Origin of the sequence: Paenibacillus sp. NRS-1782 (assembly GCF_050467685.1) — a bacterium.
GTDB lineage: Bacteria > Bacillota > Bacilli > Paenibacillales > Paenibacillaceae > Paenibacillus > Paenibacillus terrae_A.
Genome location: NZ_JBITPH010000005.1, coordinates 69,442 through 86,602, shown reverse-complemented (window position 1 = coordinate 86,602; position 17,161 = coordinate 69,442). Strand labels below are relative to the sequence as shown.

Below are 17,161 nucleotides of genomic sequence, written 5' to 3'. Positions count from 1 at the left end.
AGGTTATAGGCATATACTATGAATCTTGTGGTAGTTATTCTATATGAAGCACCGAGGTACAACAAAAGGGATGTCCACAGCCATGTTGAACGGCTGATGGAACATCCCTTTTGTTATGATGAAAACAGATTGTCCTGCTGAGCTAAGCAGAAGCAACGGCTTCCGCTTTGGTCCGGCAATCGTCAGAGCAATAATGTTGATGCTGCTCTTCGCAGTCCGGACATACGATATACTGGAGATTGCACACCAGACAGTTGATATAGTGATCGCTTGGTGTCTCACAATGGAAACAATTGCCAACAATGACGTCTTCATCCGTATGGTTGATCGGGATCGAGATGCGTTCATCAAACACATAACATTTACCGTCAAACAAACGACCTTGGACCTCCGGGTCCTTGCTGTAGGTTACAATGCCGCCATCCAGCTGGCCCACATCATCAAAGCCTTCTTTGATCAGAAGACCGGATAGCTTTTCGCACCGGATTCCGCCCGTACAATACGTCAGTATTTTCTTGTCCTTGAACTGACTCATATTGTCGCGAATCCACTGTGGAAACTCACGGAAAGATTCGACTTCCGGACGAATGGCGCCACGGAAATGACCGATGTCATATTCATAGTCGTTGCGTCCGTCCAGCACAACCACATCTTCACCTTGAAGCTGCTCGTAAAACTCCTTCGGTGACAAACGCTTGCCACTGATTTCATTAGGGTCCAGCTCATCCTCATGACGTAGCGTAACCAGCTCCTGACGATGGCGTACAAATATTTTCTTGAACGCATGACCGTCAGACTCATCTATTTTAATAACGATATCGTGGAATTTCGGATTGTCGCGCAAATCACGGATATATTGATCGGTTTGCTCTACCGTACCAGACAGTGTTCCGTTAATTCCTTCCTGAGCGATCAAAATTCTTCCCTTGACGCCCAGCTCCTTGCAGTAAGCCAAATGCTCTGCCGTAAAGGTGGCAGGATCTTCAATATTGACATATTTGTAAAACAACAAAATTCGATAAGCATGCTCGCACACGTAAAATCACCCTCTGATTCAAGTCAAAGTTTTTTAACAATCAATTTTAAATATTACCACATTCTTTAAGTTAGTCAACTAATTTGTATGGAAAGTGGGAATGGAAAATAAAGAGGCTGGTGACGAGCGACAAAAGTAAGGGTTTACATTATAATAATATACGTAAGTGACGAGGTGGATTTTGGCAGCAGGATGAGTATTCTTATGATGAAAGGATGAATCGGAATGAAACATCATTTGGTAGCGCATACATCACCTATGGGGTGGAATAGCTGGGATTGCTACGGCGCAGCGGTGCGCGAGGAAGAAGTTCGGGGAAATGCGCAGTATATGGCAGAGCACTTGAAGGAGTACGGTTGGGAATATGTTGTGGTAGATATTCAGTGGTATGAGCCGGGAGCTGTTTCTTCACAATATCGCTCATTTGTTCCGCTGGAAACGGATTCATTTTCACGTCTCATTCCAGCAGTGAATCGTTTTCCTTCCGCAGCGGATGGACGAGGCTTCCAGGCTCTTGCGGAATATGTACACAGTCTGGGCTTGAAATTCGGTATACATATTATGAGAGGCATTCCGAGACAGGCGGTACATCAGGATACGCCGATTTTGGGAACCCAGGCAACTGCGAGACAGATTGCACATCCCAACTCCATTTGTCCCTGGAATACAGATATGTATGGGGTAGATGCTACCAAGGAAGGCGCACAGGAATATTATAATTCGCTGTTTGACCTCTATGCGGAATGGGGTGTTGATTTTGTAAAAGTGGATGACATTGCAGCTTCCCGACTCTATGGTACTCATTTGGCGGAAATTGAATTGATCAGGCAGGCCATCGCCCAATGCGGGCGTCCGATGGTTTTGAGTTTGTCGCCCGGTCCGGCACCGCTGGAGCATGCATCCGAATTAATCGCCAACGCCAATATGTGGCGAATGACCGACGATTTCTGGGATGTATGGCCTTTGCTGCATGGCATGTTTGAGCGCTGCGAGAAATGGGCAGAGCACGTGGGTCCCGGCCATTGGCCGGATTGCGACATGCTGCCATTGGGCCATCTGGGGATTCGCTCGGTAGATACTGTAGATTCCGGTAGCCATGACCGCTGGACACGCTTTACGAAGGATGAGCAACTGACCATGATGACCTTGTGGAGTATTTTCCGATCCCCTCTAATGTTTGGGGGAGAACTGCGGGATAACGATGCGTGGACACTTTCTCTGCTGACCAATGAAGAGGTGCTGGATGCTCACCGCAACGGTTTGGATGCCCGGCAGGTGTACAGAAAGGGTGAACATATCGTCTGGACTTCGCATAACGTAGAAGGTCATGTATATGTGGCTTTATTTAATGCTGGAGACGTAGCCTCGCGTGTCTGTGTATCGCTGCAAGACCTGGGCATTGAAGGACAGACAAGTGGCAGAGACTTATGGAATCGTGTGAATCTGGGTACTTTAGAGCAAGAGCTGTCCGCTGAGGTACCTCCTCATGGAGCTGCTCTATTTATTTTGAAATAGCATATTGTAACGAAGGATTTAGGCTGTATTTTTAATCAAATCACCTATTCGTAAAAGGCTGGTATTTATACGAATAGGTGATTTTTTAATGCAATCGACATTATTCTTGAGCATTTGACATTGGGAACATGTTAATTTGATATAGTACCTATTTCTGTACAAATTTAAAACATCCAATGCCCATAGACTTGCGAAAGGAGTCAAATGATGAAATTAAAGCAGATTCACAAAAATGAACTGGACGAGCCTTGGCCCTCTAGACAAAAAATACTATGTATCGGGGGGGCTAATCTTGATCGTAAAATTATGATTAAAGGTACATTTCAGCTTCACACCTCCAATCCGAGCAGCACCAGACAGCAATCATGCGGTGGGGTGGCTCGCAATGTAGCCGAAAATTTGGGGAGGCTAAGCCAACAGGTCAGTCTGTTAACCGCAGTTGGGGATGATGCGGAAGGTGAATTTATAGTCGAGCAGTCTAGACGTTATATGAAAGTGATTCCTCTGCAAGTCAAAGGTGAACCGTCAACCGGGGTTTACACTGCCTTGCTGGATGAGCGTGGGGAGCTGATTGTAGCGACAGCAGAGATGGAGATTTATGATCAGATCCGTCCTTCAGTAATCCTTGAAAATACTCCTTTGATCGCCTCATCCCGACTGGTGCTGCTGGACACGAATTTCTCTATGAACGTCATTGCTTCCATTATACGGCTATGCCATGAACATCGGATTCCGCTCGTCGTTTCTTCAGTGTCCGCTTCCAAAATGAGACGGCTTCCTCGAAATTTGAATGGGGTGAGTTGGCTGGTATGTAACCAGGTAGAAGCTGAATCCTATTTGGGAATAGAGCTTACGGATGATCAGAAAATGCTGGACGGAACCCGAATTTTTCATCAGCTCGGGGTTCAAAATGTAATTCTTATTCGGGGAGCAGACCGTGTTTTGTTTGCCTCGCAGGATGGATCTCATGGACAAATTTTGATGCACCCGGTTCAGGAAGTTATGGATGTCACGGGCGCAGATGATGCATTTATTGCCGGAATGATATATGGAATTATCCAAGGATACCCTATGGAGCAAGTGTGTCAATTCGGAATTAGCTGTGTCGCCTTAACTGTTCAAACGGATCGGACGGTTTCAGAGACTATTTCTCTAAATAATCTTCATTCCATGTTCAAGGAGCTGTACGGCATGCATCCGCAAAATTTTGTGTTTTTTAAGGGAATGTATTTTAAGGAGAAAGATACATAAATAAAGAAGAGAGCCTAACCTACATTTTGTTGCTGAAACTGTAAAGGGAGCAGGTCGCTTGATGAACAGTGTAAAATACGCTATCGTTTTTATGCCGCTGTTCCTCCTGTATATGTTTTTAAAGGGAGGTTCTTTCGTGGTAGGTTCCCTTTTTCGACTGATCTATACAATGCTGCCCTTACATCGGAGAGTGAATGATGAAGTTTTTGATGTGCAGCACGCCAAACGTATTATTGTGATCGGTTCGCCGGGGAGCGGCAAAACCTTTTTTGCCAAACGTCTATCCAAGTGGACTCATTTGCCGTACATCTCTCTGGATGATTTGTATTGGGGACCGGAGTGGAGGCGGAGCACGGATGAACAATTTTTCAAACAGCTGGGCGAAGTACTCGAAAAGGAAGAATGGATTATCGAAGGGAATTATCATGATTATTATTTTACGGAGCGGCTCCAGTGCTCTGATACGATCATTGTGATGGATGTCAGCACGGTTGAAGCGATAACAGGAGTTATTACACGATCACTTAACCGTTTTCTTTTCTCCAATGAGTTGCCCAAAGGAGTAAAGCAGGAAGCGATTCGTATTTGGGACATTTCGCCTCGCTTTATCCGCTTTGTTTTGGGTTTTCGCAGGCGTATACGTCCTAAAATTTGGCCATTCATTATGCAATATAGCAACCAACGAAGCTTAATTATTTTGAAATCAAAATATCATGCATTTCTCTGGATGAACCCAGATAGATAATTATCTCCTTGACCACGGCTTCCATTTTGTGTAAAGTAATGGAAATTGTAATATACAGGAATAGTGTAGACCAAGGATCAATAACCGCTGTACAGAGAAGAAATCCATGGGCTGAAAGGTTTCTCGCCGCGAATGAACGTTTCCCTGCCTTGCGAGCTGTAGCTAAGGGTGGTACCACGACACATTCGTCCCTGACGGATGTGTTTTTTTACGTACATTTTATCGTCCATACAAGGGAGCCAGCCGCATATGCGCCAAAGTCGATTATTACTGACAACATTACGTGAATCGCCCGCAGAAGCCGAAGTAATCAGCCATCAGCCATCAGCTTATGTTGCGTGCAGGGTTTATCCGGCAACTTGCAGCCGGAGTGTATTAATCCATTGCTGTAGTCGTCAGGGGAGATCATGAGGTCAACGAAGTGAAAGTTAAACATATTTTAGGTAGTGAAAAATTAGAAATAGCAAGTTCAGATATAGTGTCAAAGGCGACTGGAGCCCCATATCCAATCCAATACGCCCGGACTATAATCGTTTGGGCGTATCTTTAACAACAATTACTATATATCATCAAGTAACTGTGTCTTGTAGAATGTGACCTTCTCCAAGCGCAATCTCATCAAAGCCTGCCATATGGCGTGCCTGAAACCGGATGGGCTTGTCCCTGCCTATCATAATAATATTTTGAATGTCGGCAGCTCCTTCCGAGGGGAGGGAGAAAGCTGTGACATAAGCGAATACCTCACGCAACGTTGTATGAATGGCATTCATTAGATGATCGTGCTCACTTTTGCCCATTAAGTTCATAATCATGGAGCCTTCGGAATCCAGCTTTTTTTTGGCCATCCTGAAAAATTCCAGGGATATTAAATGCGGCGGCGTTCCCTGATCTGTGAAGGCGTCTAAAATAATATAATCATATGCATCTGGCGCTTCCTTCTCCAAAATGCGGCGTCCATCACCAACAGTCACATTGTCCTTATTGTATCCAAAGAATGTTCGACTGAACTCCACGACTTGTGCATCCAGCTCGGCAATCTTAAAGCGTTTATCTGTAAAATGCCCCGCAATCGTACCTATACCATGCCCAATTACAAACACGTCTTCAAATGACGGATCGTTCAGCTCCATGAGATGGATGATGGCTCTCGGATATTCGAACAGAATACGTTGCGGATGATTCAAATCCACCGCGCCTTGCACGGCTGCATTTGAAAACTGCATCACCCGGAATAATCCCTTTTCACCATACAGCTCTGTGGTGTCGTATACCGTTATTTCATGATTATTGCTCAATTTTTTATATAGTACATCCAATGGATCTATCTCCTTCAAGTCATACTCCACCATCATATTAGACATTTATGAGCCTGTTGTCCATAGATTCATGAGAGTAAAAGTATCCACCTCAAGCAGCCTAAATGAGGTGGAATTGTTTATTTTTTCATAACTAAATCCTTTGAACTTGTTGAAGTGTTCTTTAGGAGATATAATATACAAGGATATAATGAATACCGTTGTGTATATTCATATAGAAAGAGAGCGGGATATTATGGGACGTAAATGGAACAATATTAAAGAAAAAAAGGCATCCAAGGATGCTAATACGAGTCGCATATATGCTAAATTTGGCGTAGAAATTTATGTAGCAGCCAAACAGGGTGAGCCTGATCCTGAATCTAATCGTGTTCTCAGAGTCGTGCTAGAACGTGCAAAAACGTACAATGTACCGAAAGCGATTATTGACCGGGCGATTGAAAAAGCAAAAGGTGCCGGGGATGAAAACTATGTTGAGCTTCGCTATGAAGGCTTCGGACCGAACGGTTCCATGGTCATTGTAGATGCACTCACCAATAACGTAAACCGTACGGCATCTGATGTACGCTCTGCTTTTACTAAAAATGGCGGCAGTCTGGGTGTAAGCGGATCTGTAGCCTATATGTTTGATTCAACGGCGGTTATTGGACTGGTAGGTAAAACCGCAGATGAAGTGCTGGAGCTGTTGATGGAGGCAGATGTAGAGGTACGTGACATCATCGAAGAAGATGAAGCAGTTATCGTATATGCAGAGCCTGACCAGTTCCATGCTGTACAGGAAGCCTTCAAGCAGGCAGGAGTTACAGAATTTACAGTGGCCGAGCTCACTATGCTTGCCCAAAATGATATTACACTTCCAGAAGATGCACAGCTTCAATTTGACAAATTGGTTGATGCACTAGAAGATTTGGAAGATGTTCAGCAGGTTTACCACAACGTAGACTCTGAGGAATAGTTACTTCAGGGTTTTGCAAAATCCTCACTTATGAGCAACATAAAAACATCGTATTCCGATACGGTGTTTTTTTGCGTATATGTGGGTTTCGTCATCGTTAGGATGATGTCATCTCTAGTACCAAAATAATGCGGCAAATATGCGAATCAACATAGTACTAATGCATGTCTCCGAATATCTTAATTTGCATACTATAACTATAAAAACAAATCTGTTGATTAACGAAATATTCAAATGAAAATAAACTTGAAGGCTGTGATTAACATGTCTCAGAGAATATATGTAAGTGATTCTCATTTTTCTTGTTGCCACGTATGTAGAGGCAGGACATTAAACATGTTAAGCTTTGCAGATTTTTATGCGTTGATGCCTTCTGATAACGCAGCAACAGTTGCTCCTGGTACAGATGTAAGCTTCCCACAAAATGGACCTTCTAGTGGTACGGTCATTACCCGTACAGGAACCAGTACATTTAACTTGTCCGTAATAGGCACTTATCAGGTCTTGTTTCAGGTGAGTGTGACCGAAGCAGGCCAACTGATTTTAACTCTCAATGGCTCTGACCTAGCCTATACAGTGGTCCGACTGCTGGTACTGTAACAGTTACATTCCTGCTTGGTGTTACTATCGTGGAAACTGATACTCTAACTATAGGTGCTAGTCTTGCATTTACCAAAAGTGGCTTTACTTCAATAACATTAACAGGGACAGGAGTTGCTCCATTTACACCTCCATACCAAGGAGAGTTCTGTCTAACTCCACGGTATCCTTTAGGCTAATATTCTGTTTTAATACATTTTATTTTCGGATGGTCCAATCGCTGTTGTCTCCAGATTTTATTTGTTTTCTCAGCGGTAAAAATCCGGAGACAAAGGCGACCACTGCTGATTTTTCACAATAAATGCATGAGGATATGCTTTTTTTTCTGAGAGAATAGACAAGTTGCATGTTCACCGGATTCTTCAGAGTTCATCCTTTGGATAAAAAGAATAACCAGGATACTTGACGACAGGCCATTTTACCTTCCGTAAATTAGAGATCACATCAGCACCAACATTTAAATTGCTCTGAACGAGCTCTGTGGGGGTAAGAGCCATCCATTGGTTCAGGGAAACATCAGCGAAACGGTCACTTTTAAACATTTCAAGAAACCATAGCGTGCTCGAGCCTGTATTTTGGATGTAATGACCGTAAGCAAAAGGCACATATCCAACATCCCCGGCTCTGAAATCAAATGTACGCGCCGCGCCATTTCCGCCAAAAACAGTCATTCGGCCTTGCCCGGTAAGATAGTATTGCCATTCGTCATTATTGGGGTGCCAGTGCATTTCCCGCATGGCTCCAGGCTCAATCTCAACAAGAGCAGCGGCGATCGTTTGGGATATCAGAAAATTGGAAGAATCGACGATTCGTACGCTTCCACCCGGCGTTTTGATGGGGGGCTGAGCGAGTAATTCATGCTTAAAGGATTGAGGTATCGTACCATAGGGAGAGGAAACCGCTTGGCTTGGAAGAGAGCCGGGAACGGCATCCTGATAAATGTATACTTGTTCTTGAGAAATGGACGAAAAATCAGCTTCAGGAACGCCGAAATTGGCAGACAGTACATCTTTTGGAGTATGTGCAAACCAATCGGAGATGGATAACGTGTTCAGATCAGAAAAGCTGCCGTCATCAAAAACCAGCAAAAATTCGCAGCCTTCCTCAAGACCTTGTATAGAGTGTGGAATACCGGGTGGGAAATACCAGAGATCACCAGGACCCACATCAGCAATAAAATTTCGACCATTTTGGTCGACGGCTGTAATACGGGCGCTCCCCAACAGCATATAAGACCATTCCGACTGCTGGTGCCAATGAAGTTCGCGTACGCCGCCCGGTGTCAAACTCATGTTCACGCCGGCAAGGGTTGTGGCAATGGGTAGCTCCCTTGCGGTTACTTCTCTTGACCATCCACCGTGATTCAACTGCATGTGGGCATCTGAAAAAGAAAACCTCATGTTCGGGATGAGTCCATTATCTGTTACAGGTGGAACCAGCATGTCAGGATTTTGCAAATCTCTCATCACATCCCGGGGACCCTTGTCGATGCCTCCAGCGCCATCACTTCTGATGGGCTGCGGCACTCTGACATTTTTCGAGCAATCATTATGCATCATTTGATCTTCCTCTCCTAGTTGAAGCTTCATCAATCTTAGAATAAGAGAAAATCCGCATAAAGATTTTATGAACTCTTGGAGGGTTTTATGCTTTCTGAGTCAGATTCGCAAACTGGGCATCCATGAGCGGAGCTAAATCCTGCGGACTTAATTCCAGTTGGGTTCCAGTTTTCCCGGCTACGTTCATACCATACTTAGAGCCGTTCCAAGTCATCTACATAGTCCTTTGCTTCCTTTAAAGAGAGGTCTCTGGCTACTCTTAGCTCTTTTATCGCCTGAATCTTTTTGCCTTCTCTAATCAACAGGAGCAGCCTTTCATTGATATCCTCCGAAGTTCCTGTGTATAGCACATGTGGTGGCGCGGTAGCGGTTGTGCCTGACAGCGATATTCCCGACACTCCAGAACGATTCTCAAGACGTTCTACATCGGATTTCAAGTCATTAAGCCGAGCTTGCAAGCTATAGACTTTGATCAAAAGTATGACGGAGATGATCAACGCGATCAATGCTATAAATTCCATAGTTTCCACTAAAATCCCCCCCTTTTTCACTTGATTTTATCCCAGAGATGCCACACTGGAATCTGTTCCATATAAATAGTATAGCATGATGATTTACGTTATATTATCTGGAATCGCCGAATTTACATGAGTACGGAGTGGGGAATATTCCTGAACCTGTTGCTGCTCCCAATCCATGGAAGGCTACGAATTGACTTTTTGAAGACAGAGCGTTATATTACAGCTTATTGTAATGCTTTTAATAAGTGCCGAAAAAGGAGAGGATTCAAATACTGCCAGTCTCCAATAATGCAATCCGAGTTAAACAAATTAATGTGGAGTTAGTCAAAAATACATTGAAGTCTCTTGAATATGCCACCAAATCGTCCATAGCGAGCATAACAGGACTCAGTGTGGCTACCTGCGGTAATATTCTGAAAGAGCTTCTTCAAACTGGGGAAGTGTTAGAGACAGAGCTGGAGGAATCCAACGGCGGACGCCCGGCAAGGCGGTATAAATATAACGCCGATTACTCCTATATTCTCTGTTTACATGTGAAAACGGAAGGCGGAGTGGATTCTCTTACTCATGCGGTTGCCAATTTGCTGGGGGAAATCATCGTAGAGAAGACCTCGATTGTGCCTTATATTGATTATGAGATCATAGAGAACCAAATTGGAGAACTCATTAACATCTATGGAAATGTCAAAGCGGTTGGCATTGGTATTCCCGGGGTTGTACATCAAGGGGTTATCGGTGTGTGTGATATCGATCCGCTCATAGGAATTCATTTGGGTCCGCAGCTTCACAATAAATACGGACTGGAAATTACCATTGAAAATGACATGCATCTAACAGTTTATGGATTTTATAAAATGAAAAATTATGATGAAGACAAAACCTTCGCGATTGTTAATTTTCCCAAGGATAACTTTCCGGGAGCGGGCTTTATTGTCGATGGACACTTATTAAAAGGAAATACCAAATTTGCAGGCGAGGTTTCCTTTTTACCCTTTGATATGACAAGAAAAGAACAGCTCAAGCATATAAAAAGTGCTCAGGGATTCGTTCCACTGGCTATAAAGACGATCACTTCCATTATTGCTGTTATTGATCCTGTATCTATCGCTTTGACTGGAGAATTATCCAAGCCGACTCTGTTGGACGATATTTATAACAGTTGTCTAAAAGATATACCCCAAGAACATATGCCAGAGATTTTTGTGAAAAGTGATACGAATGATGAATACATGAACGGGTTGATTTCGGTGACTCTTGAAAGTCTGACATACAATTTTCAATTGGTAGAAAAAAGAAAATAGAGAGCTGATATACATCTATAATTCCGGAGAGGATGATATCTATTATGAAAAAAACATTATTATGGGAAACGGGAACATGGACCAATGCTCCATTGTCAACTTGTCAAGATGGCGACACCCTCAAGGTGACAGCCAAAGAGGGAAGTGACTACTGGAAAAACACATTATACGGATTTGATCGCAGCAACGGACATGCTTTATTGGCAAATTGGGAAGATTCTGAGGCCATAGAGGTCACATTTCAGCTTGCATCCTTTAATGAACTCTATGACCAGGCTGGAATTATGCTGTATCAAGGACCTGAGCAATGGATTAAAGCGGGGATTGAAATCAATGACAATATTCCCCAATTGGCTGTCGTGGTGACTAACGGCTATTCAGATTGGTCATTGTCCGCTGTGCCGGATTGGGTCGGTGAGGAAGTGACCTTGCGCGCTTCGCGGATGAACGATGCAGTGATTATCCGTGCCCGGACAGAAGCCCGCGGCTGGCGCACAGTACGTGTGGCGCCTTTTCCTTATAAATCTGCAAAACAAGCTGGTCCTTTTTTATGTTCGCCAACTCGTGTCGGCTTTGAGGTTACTTTTACACGCTGGGTAACTACAATGCCGGATGCCGATCTTCATATAGATCCACCTATGTAAAGGAGCATTCTTATGATGGAAAATCAGAGTGAAAAAGAAAAAATGTTGGCGGGTAAGCCCTATAAAGGAATGAGCGAGGAGCTTCTGAATGATCGGCAATACGCTAAGGATGTATTGTTTGACTTCAATACTCTGCGTCCTAGAGAAATAGAAAAACGCAACGAACTGCTGAAGCAGATATTAGGTAAAACGGGCGAGACCTTTTTTATTGAACCTCCATTTCGTTGTGATTATGGATACAATATTACGTTGGGTGAGAATTTCTACTCCAATTATAATTTTACAGTATTGGACTGTGCTCCAATTACGTTTGGAGATCATGTATTGCTCGGGCCAAATGTCAGCATCTATGCAGTGAACCATCCCACACATCATGAATTGAGAGTTCAAGAGTATGAATATGCACTCCCGGTAACCATCGGAAACAATGTATGGATTGGTGGAGGCGCAATTATTAATATGGGAGTAAGTATTGGAGACAATACCATTATAGGTTCTGGAAGTGTGGTAACTAAGGATATACCAGCCAATGTAATAGCCGTTGGAAATCCATGTAGAGTACTGCGTGAAATTACAGATAAGGATAAGAAGCAATTTGCTCATTTGGACTACAACTAGATTTCATAACAACTATCAGCTCACCTAAGGAGGCTGTCCCGTTCGGCATTTTTGTGGCCTTTGGGATAGCCTTTTTTTATATATACGAACATCAGATAATATCAGGTCACAGCGAGCATATTGTAGATTTTCATGGTTCGCACATCATCTTTGGAAATTTTAAGCTCATGAATTAGCTCGGGAGTTTCTGGTATGGGGGTTCTCGAAAAAAGCATTTTTAAAGCAATCGGCATAAAGGGACGGAAGGAAACGCCGGACATGAGACCCCACTTCTGCTCAGATTCCAGGAAAGAAGCCAGAATATTGATGGTCAGATTTTCGAGAGGGGTAGCCTGATTTTTGAGCATAAGGGTGGTCAGTGTGTCATAGTGCTCCGTATGCCCCCAATATGTATTTTCGCATTCCTGATAATGTTCAAAATTTTTAACATTCATATATAACATCGTCTTATAACGATTGTCATCCGGCTGCGCCAGCATGTCCACTACACATCTTACCAGCTTATTCATTCGTCCATCATAAAAATAAGAATAAAACCGGGTGGAATTCTTGAAAAAAGTGGAGGGAAGTGTGTTAATCAACGTGGAGGGCTGTCTCGGTTCGACATAGAGAAGCTGCTCTACCTGAACGTTTAACGCTTCTGCAATGCTGTACAAGATGACGAGGTCAATGGTAATATTACCACTCTCATATTTGGATAACGTAGCTTTGCTTTTGTAAATCATGTCTGCCAGTTGTTGAACGGTCAATCCCTTAATTTTGCGGAAGCTTCTGATTTTTTTACCCACTTCCTGATTGATAGTATGCATTGTTCACTCTCCCAATATGTTTCCTGAGAATATTACAAATGATGATTTTGTATACGTTTCGCTATATTCATAATAATTATACCATTTCATAAGCGATTTTAGTATTCTAACGAAACAAAAATGATGATTTGTTTCATATGAATAGATTTTATTGCGTTTGAGTCTATGGAGAGCTGTATGCCATAATGAATCCATTCATGAGGAGTAGGCACGGAAACAGGAAGGGGAACAAAAAGCGTGAAGTATGATTTTGATGAGGTTATTGACCGTAGAGGAACCAACGCCATGAACACTGACGGCTTCCGGGAGTATATTTTTAAGGCGGAGGGTGATATGGTCTTTCCTTATAAGAATGATGAATTTATTCGCATGTGGATCGCTGACATGGAGTTTGCCACACCTCCTGAGATTATTGAAGCCATCAAGGAACGGCTGGATAAACGAATTTTTGGCTATAGCCAGGTGTTTGATCCCAACTATTACCTTGCTGTGGTCGGCTGGACGCAGCGGTATTATAACTGGACTTTTTCAGAGGAGCAGCTGGTTACTTCACCAGGGATCATTCCTGCTCTCTATGAGCTGGCTGAATACATTTGCAAGTCGGATGAAAAAGTACTGATCCTTACCCCATCCTATGCCTTCTTCAAGGCTGCGGCGGATTATAACGGCTTGGAACTGGTGTGTTCAGAACTAATCAATCAAGAGGGTCATTATACGATTAATTATGAAGACCTGGAAGCGAAAGCTAGAGATGAAAAGGTGTCTCTATGCATTTTCTGTAATCCGCATAATCCATCTGGCCGTGTATGGACCAAGGAAGAGTTACAGAGAGTAGGGAAGATTTGTCTTGAAAATGATGTCTGGATTATATCGGATGAAATACACTGCGATTTGTTGAGGAACGGGCAAGTCCACACCCCGATGGCCAAACTTTTCCCGGACTCAGATCGGATTATCACTTGTATGGCTCCTAGTAAAACATTTAATATGGCCGGGCTGATGTTTTCGAATGTCATCATTCCCAATGAAACGCTCAGGGGAACCTGGAAAGCGCGTCATTACGGCTTTAAAAATCCGCTTAGTATTGTCGCAACACGAGCTGCATACCTGCATGGAGATGAGTGGCTGCGGCAATTAAAAAATTATTTGGACGAGAATTTTATATTTACCAAGCAATATTTGAACCGTTGCTTGCCCGAAGCTATATTCCATATTCCAGAGGCGACTTATCTGGCATGGGTTGATATCAGCGCCTATGTACCAAAAGAAGAGAATTTACCTTTGTTTTTTGCCAATCATGCCGGAGTGTTATTGGAAGACGGAAAGATGTTTGTTGCCAATGCTGAGGGATACATTCGTCTGAATCTGGCTTGTCCGAGGTCCACGCTGGAAGAGGGCTTAAGAAGAATATGCAAGGTGCTAACTGAAAATCTATTCATACTTAATCCCACCTAATGCCTTGTTAATATATAGATATGTATGGATCATTCCAAAATATCGATCCCCATAGAAACGATAAAATCGTATCCATGAAAAAGAGCCGTCCTCAATTCGATCGAGGGCGGCCTTTATACGTGTACCTCATAAACAGTTAACGTCATGCCAAATAAGGCGAATGACCGTGCCTTTCCCTAAAGCCGTGTTGACCGTAATTTGCCCTCCCATGGCTTCAATCAGCCCTTTGGATATAGCCATACCAAGACCTGTCCCATTGGGTGTAGTAGAGGTATTGGTTCCCCGGTAATAACGCTCAAATAATCGGCTTACCGTATTTTCATCCATTCCTCTCCCGTTATCAGCAAATTCAATCGTGAACCCTTTACCACCTTCGCTGGATATAAGCGAGACGGTAAGTGTCGTTTCAGGCGGATTATGAAGCAGAGCATTGGCAGTCAAATTGTTAATGACCCTTTCTAGCCAAGGCGTATAAAGCTTAACGAAGATGTCGACAGGAGCAGGTCGGAACAAAATAGCTTCTTCCTTATAAAAAGGGTCGGTACCCACCTGCACTAACGTTTCCCGTAGCCAGCTATTCAACTCAATTTCCTCTGACTCCGGGGGATGGGCACCGCTTTTTAAGCGATAACTCATGGCAAGATCATTAATCAACATATCCATATGCGCGGATTTTTCCAGCATTGTACCCGAAAATTTACGAACTTCCTCTGCGGTCCAATCATATTGCGGCTCAGCCAGTAAGTGAGCGTAGCCCTTGATGGAAACGAGCGGTGTTTTCAGATCATGGGTGATCCCGGCAATCCATTCCTCTCTGAGACTATCGGTTTGCTGACGCAGTACCTGATCTCTTTGCAGCGTACCTGAGAGCTTATCAATAGAATCCATCACATCCGCAAAAATGAGGTAACGTCGCTTCCATTTGCCTGAACCCATCCGGCTGCGTTGAATGCCTCTATGATCAACAGGCTCTTGATATACGGATTTACCGAGTGCATCGAGCCAGGAGAGCATATGAAGTAACGGGACTCCGAAGCGATGCGCCTGCCATAGTGAGAGAAGCAGGAATAAAAGAAAAATAGCTGAGAACATGGCGATTATGGACTTTAGTATCGTTCTTTCTTCCTCAGGAGGAAGCCAGCTACTGCCTGTAGCAACACCGCCAGCATTCGGAAGACTAATGACCCATGTACGACCTTTTTCTTCCATATACTCGGAGGAAAGGTGGTAGCCGTATCTTTCACTGTACATGGTGCGAAGGGAAAGCTCCTGAAGAGTATAGGCTGTCGGTGCAGATGTTGGACGATTGTAGGAAGCAAGCTCCGACCCGGTTGCATCCAGTAACTGTATGTAGCCACCAAGCTGCTTGAGACGGGCAGTGACCTCATGGGGCAGTATCAGCTTTCCATTCGAAGATAATGTTCCCTGACTGCTCACTGTTTTTAATAGGGTTCCCATCGGATTAGGCTGACCATATAGCAGTGTGAAAGTTCGACCATTCTTCTCCTGAACCCAAAGAGAAAGCCCATAGGGGAAGGAGCGGGTACCTGTCCAATAAGAGACGAACTCGCCGGGTGCATATTTCTTCGGTACATCTTGCGGTGTATTGTAGGACTGGTTCACCTGCCCGTTTTCGTCAAGACTTTGCAGCCAGCCGCCGTTTTTCTTGACCTGCTCTAGCAAAAGTGGATCAAATCGTATACCGTCCTTGCCTATTTCGGAGGACGCTACAAGCTGTTCTAATCCAGTAGAGGCAAAATCATTGGAGAGGCGGATATCGACCAAGCGTTGATACGCCCAAAAGAACGTAACAGCAGCAATCAGGAACGCAAAAGCTTCAGCGGTAGCCAACTGAAGCACGAATCGCATCATTAGCTTGCGTTTAATATTCATAATCGTTGGGAACTCCCTATTTTCGCTTGTACCAGCTTATAGCCAAGTCCTCTAACATTTACGATAAAGCTTGGATTGGCAGGATCAGGTTCGATTCGTTCCCGGATGCGATGAATATGTACCATGACGGTATTGTCATCACTTAATGCTTCTTCTCCCCAGACGGCTTCATATAGCTCGCTTTTACTGAAAATTCGATTGGGGTTTTTGCATAAGAAAAGCAATAATTGGAAGACTAGCGCAGGACAGGCTACGACTGTTTGCTCAACACGAAGCTCGCCGGCTGTTTCATCGATCTGAAAATGTCCATAGTCATAAATGGCGTTCATTTTGCTGGAGGGCTGTGCAGATCCATATTCTGTGGTTGTATTATTAACGGTCAAGTAACGCCGTAGTTGTGAACGTATGCGTGCGACAACCTCTAACGGATTAAACGGCTTGGTAATGTAATCATCGCCGCCAACAGCGAACCCAGTCAGCTTATCAAAATCAGATTCCCGAGCGGTTAAAAACAAGATGGGTGCATCCGTCGTTTGACGGAGAAACGGACATATTTCGATTCCACTGCGTCCTGGCAACATGACATCTAATATGATCAAATCGTAGATTTTTCCTTCACAGGCAGTAATGGCCGCTTCACCTGTCATCACTGTATCGACATTCGTGTAGCCTTCCTTATATAAGACGGTCAGCATGAGCTCAAGAATGGATTGCTCGTCGTCGACAAGTAAAATGGCCGCATTATTCATGCTTTCATTCCTTTCTTCTCTATCTTTATTCCTTCCATCCATCATATCATGATTCCTCAGGGATGAATGAAGCGTTGTCTTAACGGAAGCTTAATTGTGCTCTGTAGATCTGAAAAAGAGTTAAGGCTTAGTTAAAGTGATGTTACACGGGATCTAAGACCGTCTTGTTAGAATGGGGTAGATAAAATAATAAT

The 17,161-nt window shown here is 43.7% G+C and carries 19 protein-coding genes; 11 read left to right on the top strand and 8 right to left on the bottom strand.

All coding sequences use genetic code 11. The annotated features are described in order from the left end of the window. Positions 1-142 precede the first annotated feature (142 nt). Positions 143-1,036: a rhodanese-related sulfurtransferase gene (locus ACIFQM_RS01985; RefSeq protein ID WP_430040004.1), complete on the bottom strand. Its 894-nt coding sequence runs from the start codon at positions 1,034-1,036 to the stop codon at positions 143-145. Positions 1,037-1,261: 225 nt separating this feature from the next. Between ACIFQM_RS01985 and ACIFQM_RS01980 the strand changes: the two genes are divergently transcribed. From ACIFQM_RS01980 to ACIFQM_RS01965, 4 genes are all read left to right on the top strand, one after another. Beyond that, a complete protein-coding gene (locus tag ACIFQM_RS01980; protein WP_430040006.1) occupies positions 1,262-2,551 on the top strand; it encodes a glycoside hydrolase family 27 protein in 1,290 nt (429 codons plus the stop codon). Between the two features lie 207 nt (positions 2,552-2,758). Then, positions 2,759-3,802, top strand: a complete 1,044-nt coding sequence (locus tag ACIFQM_RS01975) for a carbohydrate kinase family protein (protein ID WP_430064948.1) — start codon at positions 2,759-2,761, stop codon at positions 3,800-3,802. Positions 3,803-3,863: 61 nt separating this feature from the next. Continuing rightward, entirely contained in the window at positions 3,864-4,547 is a 684-nt protein-coding gene (locus tag ACIFQM_RS01970) for an adenylate kinase (protein ID WP_430040010.1), read from the top strand. 382 nt (positions 4,548-4,929) lie between these two features. Continuing rightward, complete coding sequence (locus ACIFQM_RS01965) at positions 4,930-5,097, top strand: YbaK/EbsC family protein (protein WP_430040123.1); 168 nt, start codon at positions 4,930-4,932, stop codon at positions 5,095-5,097. Positions 5,098-5,116: 19 nt separating this feature from the next. Here the strand turns inward: ACIFQM_RS01965 and ACIFQM_RS01960 are convergent, their stop codons facing one another. Then, on the bottom strand, positions 5,117-5,881 hold the full coding sequence (locus ACIFQM_RS01960) for a spermidine synthase (protein WP_430040125.1): 765 nt from the start codon (positions 5,879-5,881) through the stop codon (positions 5,117-5,119). A 217-nt stretch (positions 5,882-6,098) separates the two neighbouring features. Here ACIFQM_RS01960 and ACIFQM_RS01955 point away from each other — a divergent pair, with 217 nt between their 5' ends. From ACIFQM_RS01955 to ACIFQM_RS01945, 3 genes are all read left to right on the top strand, one after another. Continuing rightward, positions 6,099-6,818 (top strand): YebC/PmpR family DNA-binding transcriptional regulator, encoded by a 720-nt coding sequence (locus tag ACIFQM_RS01955; protein ID WP_430040012.1) that lies wholly within the window; start codon positions 6,099-6,101, stop codon positions 6,816-6,818. A 336-nt stretch (positions 6,819-7,154) separates the two neighbouring features. Next, entirely contained in the window at positions 7,155-7,418 is a 264-nt protein-coding gene (locus ACIFQM_RS01950; protein WP_430040014.1) for a hypothetical protein, read from the top strand. A gap of 29 nt (positions 7,419-7,447) precedes the next feature. Beyond that, positions 7,448-7,597, top strand: a complete 150-nt coding sequence (locus tag ACIFQM_RS01945) for an S-Ena type endospore appendage (RefSeq protein ID WP_430040016.1) — start codon at positions 7,448-7,450, stop codon at positions 7,595-7,597. A 183-nt stretch (positions 7,598-7,780) separates the two neighbouring features. On the opposite strand, the gene ACIFQM_RS01940 is transcribed toward ACIFQM_RS01945, so the two are convergent. The 3 genes from ACIFQM_RS01940 to ACIFQM_RS01930 all read right to left on the bottom strand — a co-directional run bounded on the left by ACIFQM_RS01940 (position 7,781) and on the right by ACIFQM_RS01930 (position 9,498). Then, on the bottom strand, positions 7,781-8,974 hold the full coding sequence (locus ACIFQM_RS01940) for an oxalate decarboxylase family bicupin (protein WP_430048927.1): 1,194 nt from the start codon (positions 8,972-8,974) through the stop codon (positions 7,781-7,783). 88 nt (positions 8,975-9,062) lie between these two features. Beyond that, on the bottom strand, positions 9,063-9,191 hold the full coding sequence (locus ACIFQM_RS01935; protein WP_430048925.1) for a hypothetical protein: 129 nt from the start codon (positions 9,189-9,191) through the stop codon (positions 9,063-9,065). Further along, the gene (locus ACIFQM_RS01930) at positions 9,172-9,498 is read right to left on the bottom strand and encodes a ribosomal protein L7/L12 (protein ID WP_430040129.1); all 327 of its coding nucleotides are present in this window, start codon (positions 9,496-9,498) and stop codon (positions 9,172-9,174) included. The genes ACIFQM_RS01935 and ACIFQM_RS01930 overlap by 20 nt, the downstream gene beginning before the upstream one ends. Before the next feature lie 392 nt (positions 9,499-9,890). Between ACIFQM_RS01930 and ACIFQM_RS01925 the strand changes: the two genes are divergently transcribed. The 3 genes from ACIFQM_RS01925 to ACIFQM_RS01915 are packed head-to-tail and all read left to right on the top strand — an operon-like array spanning position 9,891 to position 12,061. Continuing rightward, positions 9,891-10,799 (top strand): ROK family protein, encoded by a 909-nt coding sequence (locus ACIFQM_RS01925; protein WP_430040131.1) that lies wholly within the window; start codon positions 9,891-9,893, stop codon positions 10,797-10,799. A 44-nt stretch (positions 10,800-10,843) separates the two neighbouring features. Then, complete coding sequence (locus tag ACIFQM_RS01920; protein WP_430040017.1) at positions 10,844-11,443, top strand: DUF1349 domain-containing protein; 600 nt, start codon at positions 10,844-10,846, stop codon at positions 11,441-11,443. A 15-nt stretch (positions 11,444-11,458) separates the two neighbouring features. Then, entirely contained in the window at positions 11,459-12,061 is a 603-nt protein-coding gene (locus ACIFQM_RS01915) for a sugar O-acetyltransferase (RefSeq protein WP_430040133.1), read from the top strand. 101 nt (positions 12,062-12,162) lie between these two features. Here ACIFQM_RS01915 and ACIFQM_RS01910 read toward each other — a convergent pair whose 3' ends face one another. Further along, on the bottom strand, positions 12,163-12,870 hold the full coding sequence (locus ACIFQM_RS01910) for a helix-turn-helix domain-containing protein (protein ID WP_430040019.1): 708 nt from the start codon (positions 12,868-12,870) through the stop codon (positions 12,163-12,165). 237 nt (positions 12,871-13,107) lie between these two features. Between ACIFQM_RS01910 and ACIFQM_RS01905 the strand changes: the two genes are divergently transcribed. After that, positions 13,108-14,325 (top strand): MalY/PatB family protein, encoded by a 1,218-nt coding sequence (locus tag ACIFQM_RS01905; RefSeq protein ID WP_430064945.1) that lies wholly within the window; start codon positions 13,108-13,110, stop codon positions 14,323-14,325. A 126-nt stretch (positions 14,326-14,451) separates the two neighbouring features. Here ACIFQM_RS01905 and ACIFQM_RS01900 read toward each other — a convergent pair whose 3' ends face one another. Beyond that, complete coding sequence (locus ACIFQM_RS01900; protein WP_430040023.1) at positions 14,452-16,218, bottom strand: sensor histidine kinase; 1,767 nt, start codon at positions 16,216-16,218, stop codon at positions 14,452-14,454. Continuing rightward, complete coding sequence (locus ACIFQM_RS01895; RefSeq protein ID WP_430040024.1) at positions 16,215-16,967, bottom strand: response regulator transcription factor; 753 nt, start codon at positions 16,965-16,967, stop codon at positions 16,215-16,217. Before ACIFQM_RS01895 ends, ACIFQM_RS01900 begins: the two co-directional genes overlap by 4 nt. Positions 16,968-17,161: the final 194 nt, after the last annotated feature.